This is a genomic window from Paenarthrobacter histidinolovorans, assembly GCF_014647595.1.
Taxonomy (GTDB): domain Bacteria; phylum Actinomycetota; class Actinomycetes; order Actinomycetales; family Micrococcaceae; genus Arthrobacter; species Arthrobacter histidinolovorans.
The window spans coordinates 160,145-167,627 of record NZ_BMPM01000010.1; the positions used below are offsets into that span (position 1 = coordinate 160,145).

Sequence of the window (7,483 nt, forward strand, 5' to 3'; positions counted from 1 at the left end):
CCGGCCCCGCATAAAACGTCACCTTGCCGCGATGAATCCCGGCGATGTCGAAGCAAAGCGCGGTTCTGGATTCAAGGGATGACGCCCAGGCAGCGATCGATGCAGGTGTGCAGGTATTGATGGCCGCTACTCCCTTGGACGCCGACTGACCGGACGCAGGTTAAGTAGCGGAAGGGGCAGGATCGTGACGCGGAATTGCTATCTGGCCTGAAGCCGGGACTTCAGCTGTTCCGTGTAGTCCGTGTAAGCGGCCGCGATTTCTTCAAGGTCCACGGTTTGTGGGAAGTCGATCACCGGTTGCCGTTCGGCCAGGTAGCTGGTGGTTTCTTCAACGATCAGCTGCTCATCAATGCCTTCAAGTCCCGCCTCGGCCAGGAACCCTGGATTGGTGTGGATCAGGGATTCTCCGGACTGCCCTTCCGAAGCCCAACGCACCAGGTACTCGTTCTGATTCACCAATTCGATGTCGAATGTCTGCTCCATGGCAGCAGCCTACGCCGTTGGGCGGCGGGGCCGGACCAGTTCCGCACCTGAGGCTGGAAAGCGCACGACGGCGGGAGGCCGCCGTCGTGCGCTTCTTCCGTTGGCTGCGGCTGCTAGATCTCGGGGCGCCGCTCTACGACGGTGTGGGGATCGCCGCGGCGTTCAACTACTGTGCGGCGGGTCCTGTTGGACATGGCGATCGAAATGATGAGTCCGATGACTCCCACCACTATCAGGATGTAGCCAACCAGGACCTGGTCCAGGAAGGGGATGATTCCGGGGGCGAGCGCGAAAGCCAGAATAGCTCCGATGGCAATCAGGGCAATGGAAGAACCGATTCTCATAACGTGCTCCTCATGTATGTCCGGCGCAGGTACAGGGCATGGCCGGATCCGTGTCATCAGGATACTTATGATTTACCGCGCCCGCCAGCCATCAGAGAACACCACTGCTAGTGGCCGTACCGCGCAGCCACCCGGCCGATTGCATCCTCAGGGGTAGGCGCCGGACCGAACACCTGTTCCTGGCGGGTGGTGTCCGCAACATACTTGCCTGTCTCGAACCACGCCACCATGCTCGCCATGTCCGCCACCAGGGGAAGAACCTTGGCGGTGACCTTGCCCAGGCCGTTGATGGCCCCGGCCGGAATGGACCTCACCTTGATCTCCTTCCCCGCCCGGCGACCCGCAAGTCCAGCCGCATCCTGCATGCTGAGTGGCCGCGTCCACCCGATGTCGATGCGCTCGCCGTCCACAACGTCAGCGTCAACAGCGGCTGCCAGGTAGGTGGCCAGATCGCTTGCCAGGACGAACGTCAGCCGGGCGTCCTTGGAGCCGAGCCACACAAAGCGGCCCTTCGCGAAAGGATCGCCGCCCATCCCCACCGCCTGGTCAAAGAAGGCCCCCGGCCGCAGCGCGACAAACGGGACGCCGAGTTCCTCGAACTTGTCCTCCGCCAGCTTCTTGTTCCAGAAGTGCGGGATCTGGGGCGTTTGGTCGCAGGTGAGAATGCTGATCAACACAAAGCGCGGCACGGCGGCGTACTTGGCGGCAACGGCCAGGTTGCTGTTGCCGTAACTGTCGATCACCTTGGCGTTCCTGTCATTCCTGGTATAGCCGGCCGCCGTCGAAATCGCTGCGGAGACGCCCGTCATGGCAGTGATCAGCGAGGCGGTGTCCAGCATGTCTCCGCGGACGATCCCGACTCCTTTGGCCTCCAGCTTGGCGGCTTTGGACCCGGGCCGGACCAGCGCCCGGACCTTCCTGCCACGCTTCAGAAGCTCATCAACCACTTGGCCGCCCAGGAAACCCGTAGCGCCAACAACAAGGACAGGCAGGTCTTCGGCCACAACTTCTCCTCAGGTTTTGTTCCTACGTCAGTGGTAGCACGCACTGGAAAACGAGGCCAGCCCCCAACTTCGGCGACTGCTGCCGTCGTCGAGCCCCAGCCGCTGCGGCCCGCGACGCAGACTAGGATCGGTTCCATGGCCAGGATCGAGGACTACGCAATCATCGGGGACCTGAACACTGCCGCGTTGGTGGGGCGGGACGGGTCCATTGACTGGATGTGCTTGCCAAGGTTCGACTCACCGGCCTGCTTCGCGGCGCTGCTGCACACGCCTGAGGCGGGTCGCTGGCTCCTGGCACCTGCCGGCACTCCCGACGGCGGCAACAGCACCCGCCGCACGTACCGGGAAGACACCCTGATCCTGGAGACCGTTTGGGAAGTCGACGGCGGTTCGGTGAAGGTCATCGACTTCATGCCCGTCCGCGACGACGCCGTGGACCTGGTGCGGATCGTCGAAGGCCTGTCCGGCGAAGTGGAAATGCACATGGAACTGGTCCTCCGCTTCGACTACGGCAGCGTTGTGCCCTGGGTGCGGCGCAGCAAACACGGGATCAGCGCAGTGGCCGGCCCGGACTCCGCGTACCTCACCACCCATGCCCCGCTCGTGGGCCGGGACAACCGGACCTACAGCGACTTCAGCGTCCGCAAAGGAGACCGGGTCCCCTTCGTCCTGCGTTGGGCGCCAAGCCATGAGCGCGAACCCCGGCGGATCGACCCCCTGCGGGCACTGGACGCGACGGAATCGTATTGGCTCGAGTGGATTGGCCGCAGCAAGATAGCGGGGAAGTACAAGGAACCGGTGGAGAGGTCCCTGATCACCCTCAAAGCGCTTACCTACGAGCCAACCGGTGGCATCGTGGCCGCCGCCACCACCTCCCTGCCCGAACAGATCGGCGGGCCACGGAACTGGGACTACCGGTTCTGCTGGCTGCGTGACGCCACGCTGACCCTGCAGTCCCTTCTCGCCGCCGGCTACACGGAAGAGGCCTCCGCCTGGCGGGATTGGCTGCTCCGGGCGATCGCCGGCGACCCCTCGCAACTTCAGATCGTGTACGGACTCGACGGCGCCCGGAGGCTTCCGGAGGCCGACATCCCGTGGCTTTCCGGCTACGAAGGGTCAGCGCCCGTACGAACCGGAAACGCGGCAGCCCCACAGCTTCAACTGGACGTGTGGGGTGAGGTCCTGGATGGCCTTTCGCTGACCCGGGCCGCTTTCAAGGACTCCGTTGATAATTCCTGGGATATCCAGGTGGCGCTGATGGAATACCTTGAAGGGGCCTGGAACCAGCCGGACAACGGGCTATGGGAGATGCGCGGACCCCGCCGGGACTTCACCCATTCGAAAGTCATGGCCTGGGTGGCCGCCGACCGCATGGTCAAAGCCGTTCGCACTTCCGGACTGCCCGGACCACACGACCGCTGGGCGGCTCTACGGAGCGAAATCCACCACGATGTCATGACCAAGGGCTTCGACGAGGACCTCAACAGCTTTGTGCAGTCCTACGGCAGCAAGGAGCTGGACGCGAGCCTGCTGCTGGTCCCCCGCGTCGGATTCCTGCCGCACCGGCATCCTCGCGTTGCAGGGACCGTGGACGCCATCAAGAAGAACCTCACGGAGGACGGTTTGGTTCTTCGCTACCGGACACAGTCAGGACACGACGGATTGCCTGGCGACGAAGGGGTCTTCCTGGCCTGTTCCTTCTGGCTGGTGGACTCGCTGCTGGGCATCGGGCACACCGACCAAGCCACGGAACTTTTCGAACGGCTGCTCAGCCTGCGCAACGATGTGGGGCTGCTCAGCGAAGAGTGGGATCCCCGCACCAAACGGCAACTGGGCAACACTCCGCAGGCGTTCAGCCACTTCCCGCTGATTCACAGTGCCCTGCAACTGCACCACGGTGAGGCCCGCAAGAGCGACACCCCGTTCGGCGGCGCCGGGAATTCCAGCGGCTCTACCCTTCGGAATGATCCCCGTCTTCAGTAGCTTCACCCCTGTGGCGGGCCTCTTCCAGATGCAGGTCAAGCTTGCGCTCGGCCTCGCGCCTGCGTTGCCCTACGGTCCGCAGTTGTTGGGTTATTGGAGCTCCCGCATCCTCTGATGCAAGGCCTGCCGGCTCAGCGGGCTCATGTTTTTCTTGTTCGCCCATATGACGATCGTCCCATCGTCACTGCTTTTGCGATAGCGGCAATTGTTTCGCAAGCGGCGGTTCCAGCGGCCGCAGGCGGCTGGGCGTCCGACGGCGACCTTCCGCCGTCGAGCATCTCCAATACTTGGGGGAGTGGCCGGCCACGGGTAGCGTGAGCGGCAGACGAGTTGCCCCACCGCGAGCGAACGAATCCAAGGAGTTGCCCCATGAGCAGATCCCACCGCACGTCCCACCATGAACCGGACACCGCCGTCGAACTCAATCCCCTGTTCAGCAGGCCCGGAGAGTCCACCATTTTCCCACGTTTCACCCTTCCGGACGGCGAATCCCTGCCCGCCACCGCGTACCAGGTTGTCCACGACGAGGCCATGCTGGACGGCAACTCGCGGCTGAACCTGGCGACGTTCGTGGGGACATGGATGGAGACCGAAGCGTCCACCCTTTACGCCGAAACGTTCGATAAGAACATGATCGACAAGGACGAGTACCCCCAAACCGCGCTCATTGAAACCCGGTGCTGGCGGATGCTCGCTGACCTCTGGAACTCGCCGGATCCCGGGAAAAGCATCGGCACGTCCACCATCGGGTCCTCGGAGGCCTGCATGCTGGGCGGACTGGCGTTGAAGCGACGCTGGCAGCACGCCCGTCGCGAGGCAGGAAAGCCAACAGACAATCCCAACCTCGTCCTGAGTTCAGCTGTTCAGGTTTGCTGGGAGAAGTTCTGCAATTACTGGGAAGTTGAACCTCGCTTTGTGCCGGTCTCGGCCGAACATCCAGTGCTGGACGGCCATGACCTGGACAAGTACGTGGACGAAAACACCATCGGAGTCGTCGCCATCCTGGGCGTCACCTACACGGGCCGTTACGAACCCGTTGAGCTCATCTCGGAGGCACTGGATGAGATCCAAGCACGCCGCGGCCTGGACGTCCCCATCCACGTTGACGGCGCTTCCGGAGCCATGGTGGCACCTTTCCTGCAGCCCGAAACTGTATGGGATTTCAGGCTCCCCCGGGTCGCCTCGATCAACACCTCCGGACACAAATATGGGCTGGTGTACCCGGGTCTGGGCTGGGTGGTGTGGCGGGACGCTGAGGCACTCCCCGAAGACCTGATTTTCCACGTCAGCTACCTGGGCGGCGACATGCCCACGTTCGCGCTGAACTTCTCCCGGCCCGGCGCCCAGGTCCTCCTGCAGTACTACCTGTTCCTCCGGCTCGGCTTTGCCGGGTACAGGTCCGTGCAGGCTACGTCCCGGGATGTGGCCCTGTACCTCTCCAGTGAGATCGGGGACATGGACGCTTTCACCCTCTGGAGCGACGGCTCCGACATCCCCGTTTTCGCCTGGCAGCTCACCGAAGGCTACACGGACAACTGGAACCTCAAACATCTGTCCGAGCGCCTGCGTATGAACGGCTGGCTGGTGCCCGCCTACCCCTTGCCCGACGGTTTGGGCGAGGTAACAGTGCAGAGAATCGTGGTCCGGAACGGTTTCACCCGTGATCTCGCTTCCAGTTTCCTGGCCGATCTGACCAAGGCAGTGGAATACCTGGACAGCCTTACGTCGCCGATGCCCGCAGACAAACAGCCTGAGGGCTTCCACCACTAACCACGCGAAGGAGGCTTCCCATGTGCCGTCTTTTCGGGCTGCACGCAGGTGCCCAAGCAGTGCGGGCAACGTTTTGGCTCTTGAACGCACCGGACAGTCTCTCGTCCCAAAGCCGGCGGGAACCCGACGGCGCAGGAATCGGGACCTTTGACCCGGCCGGCAATGCGCATGTCTTCAAACAGCCGATGGCGGCCTGGGAGGACCACGCCTTCGCCCGCGAAGCCCGCGACCTGAAAAGCACCACGTTCCTGGCGCATGTGCGGTATGCCAGCACCGGCGCCCTCACCCTGGTGAACACGCATCCTTTCGAACAGGACGGGCGGCTCTTTGCCCACAACGGTGTGCTCCGTGGCCTGGAAAAACTTGATCGTCGGCTTGTTGAGCTCAAGGCCATGGACCTGGTCCTGGGCCAGTCGGACAGCGAGCGTCTGTTTGCGCTCATCACCGCCGAAACCCGGGCCGCAGAGGGGGACATCCAGGCGGGCATAGTGGCCGCCGTTGCCTGGATAGCCAGGGAATTGCCGGTGTTCAGCCTCAATTTCATCCTGACGACGTCCACGGAGATGTGGGCACTCAGATACCCGGCGACGCACGATCTCTACATGCTTGAACGCCGCCCGGCCACCACACCCAGCCCACTCGACGTCCAAAGCGCGCGGATCCGCTCCCACAGCGCCGAACTCTCCCGGTCCCCGCACGTCCTGCTCGCCACCGAACCCATGGATCAAAACCCCGGATGGCGGCCCATGTCCCCCGGCGAACTGGTTCACGTGGGACCGGACTTAACAGTGACATCCACTATCACTTTCCCGGATCCCCCCGCCCACCCGCTTGGCCTCGCCGACCTCGAACCGGCCGCGGCGGCCTCGCAGGCACGGTAACCACAGCTCCGGCGGTCCGCGCCTTAGGCAAGCAGTTCACGACGGCGACCTGCCGCCGTCGTGCGCGTTGTCACCTTGCCGTCATGCATTCCGGCGACGGTTTTGGGGCGTCCAGCCTCAGCGATCCGTGAAGGCCGGAGGATCGGCCGCCAAGCGGTCTTTTTGGGATGATGTTTATCCACTTGGAGCGGGTTGTCCACATACGCGGGTCAACGGCTTATGACGTTCTTGCGGCCGTGACAGGGTTGATTCATGGAGGGAATTGGGCAGCTCATGAAACCCGGGACAGCGTCCCGGGGGCATGGTGAGGCGCGTTCCGAGCATGGAAGAACTACCTCAACAGGCTCGCTTCAGGATCGGGCGTCAACGGCCCTCACTCAGCGCCCTTCCGCCGGCTCACCAGGATCACCAGGATCAGCCCTGGACGATAACGGGGATTCCCTTCTCGTCGCAGAGACGACTTTCGGATCTTCCCGGGACCTTGATTCTTTTCTTGAGGATGCTTCGGAGGCGTTGGTCGGGCTGTGCAGTTCGGTCGCTTCGGAGGCTCAGTTGTTCGGCTTTGGGGACGCTGCGGAGTTTGCTGGGCGGGTGGAGGAGATTTCGCGGCAGTTGGAGTATGTGCAGGTGGTCGCGGCCCAGGCGGTGGAACGGACCCGGCGCGAGGCGCAGGCGCGGCAGTCAGGGGCGTCCGGGGCGTTCGTGGCGTCCGGGGCGCAGGAATGGCGGACGGGGTGGACCGAACCGGCCGGTGGCGCAGGTGGTGGGGCTGGGGCAGGGGTTGGTGCTGGTCCTGTGACGGGTACTGGTTCTGTGGCGGGTGCGGATTCGGCGGTGGCTGCTGGTGTTGGTGCTGGTGGCAGTGTTTTGGATGATGGGTACCGGAACGCAGCCGAGTTCCTGCGGGCCAGGCTGCGGATCGGCATCAGTGAAGCCCGGCGACGGCTCGCCCTCACAACCGACGTCCTGCCCGGGACAGGAATAACCGGCCACCACGTCCCGGCCCGGCGCGAACACC

The 7,483-nt window shown here is 63.7% G+C and carries 6 protein-coding genes and 1 pseudogene; 4 read left to right on the forward strand and 3 right to left on the reverse strand.

All coding sequences use genetic code 11. From position 1 onward, the window contains the following. Positions 1-198 precede the first annotated feature (198 nt). The 3 genes from IEY62_RS19560 to IEY62_RS19570 all read right to left on the reverse strand — a co-directional run bounded on the left by IEY62_RS19560 (position 199) and on the right by IEY62_RS19570 (position 1,831). Complete coding sequence (locus tag IEY62_RS19560; RefSeq protein WP_189021022.1) at positions 199-483, reverse strand: hypothetical protein; 285 nt, start codon at positions 481-483, stop codon at positions 199-201. A gap of 113 nt (positions 484-596) precedes the next feature. Continuing rightward, a complete protein-coding gene (locus tag IEY62_RS19565) occupies positions 597-827 on the reverse strand; it encodes a DUF6458 family protein (RefSeq protein WP_018779783.1) in 231 nt (76 codons plus the stop codon). 107 nt (positions 828-934) lie between these two features. Then, on the reverse strand, positions 935-1,831 hold the full coding sequence (locus IEY62_RS19570) for an SDR family oxidoreductase (protein ID WP_189021024.1): 897 nt from the start codon (positions 1,829-1,831) through the stop codon (positions 935-937). Positions 1,832-1,966: 135 nt separating this feature from the next. On the opposite strand from IEY62_RS19570, the gene IEY62_RS19575 reads away from it, so the two are divergent. From IEY62_RS19575 to IEY62_RS19590, 4 genes and pseudogenes are all read left to right on the forward strand, one after another. Then, positions 1,967-3,814 (forward strand): glycoside hydrolase family 15 protein, encoded by a 1,848-nt coding sequence (locus tag IEY62_RS19575; protein WP_189021026.1) that lies wholly within the window; start codon positions 1,967-1,969, stop codon positions 3,812-3,814. Between the two features lie 369 nt (positions 3,815-4,183). Beyond that, on the forward strand, positions 4,184-5,584 hold the full coding sequence (locus IEY62_RS19580; RefSeq protein ID WP_189021029.1) for a glutamate decarboxylase: 1,401 nt from the start codon (positions 4,184-4,186) through the stop codon (positions 5,582-5,584). A gap of 20 nt (positions 5,585-5,604) precedes the next feature. Continuing rightward, positions 5,605-6,465: a class II glutamine amidotransferase gene (locus tag IEY62_RS19585; protein WP_189021030.1), complete on the forward strand. Its 861-nt coding sequence runs from the start codon at positions 5,605-5,607 to the stop codon at positions 6,463-6,465. Between the two features lie 591 nt (positions 6,466-7,056). After that, positions 7,057-7,483, forward strand: a pseudogene (locus IEY62_RS19590) (HNH endonuclease signature motif containing protein); the annotation flags it as partial.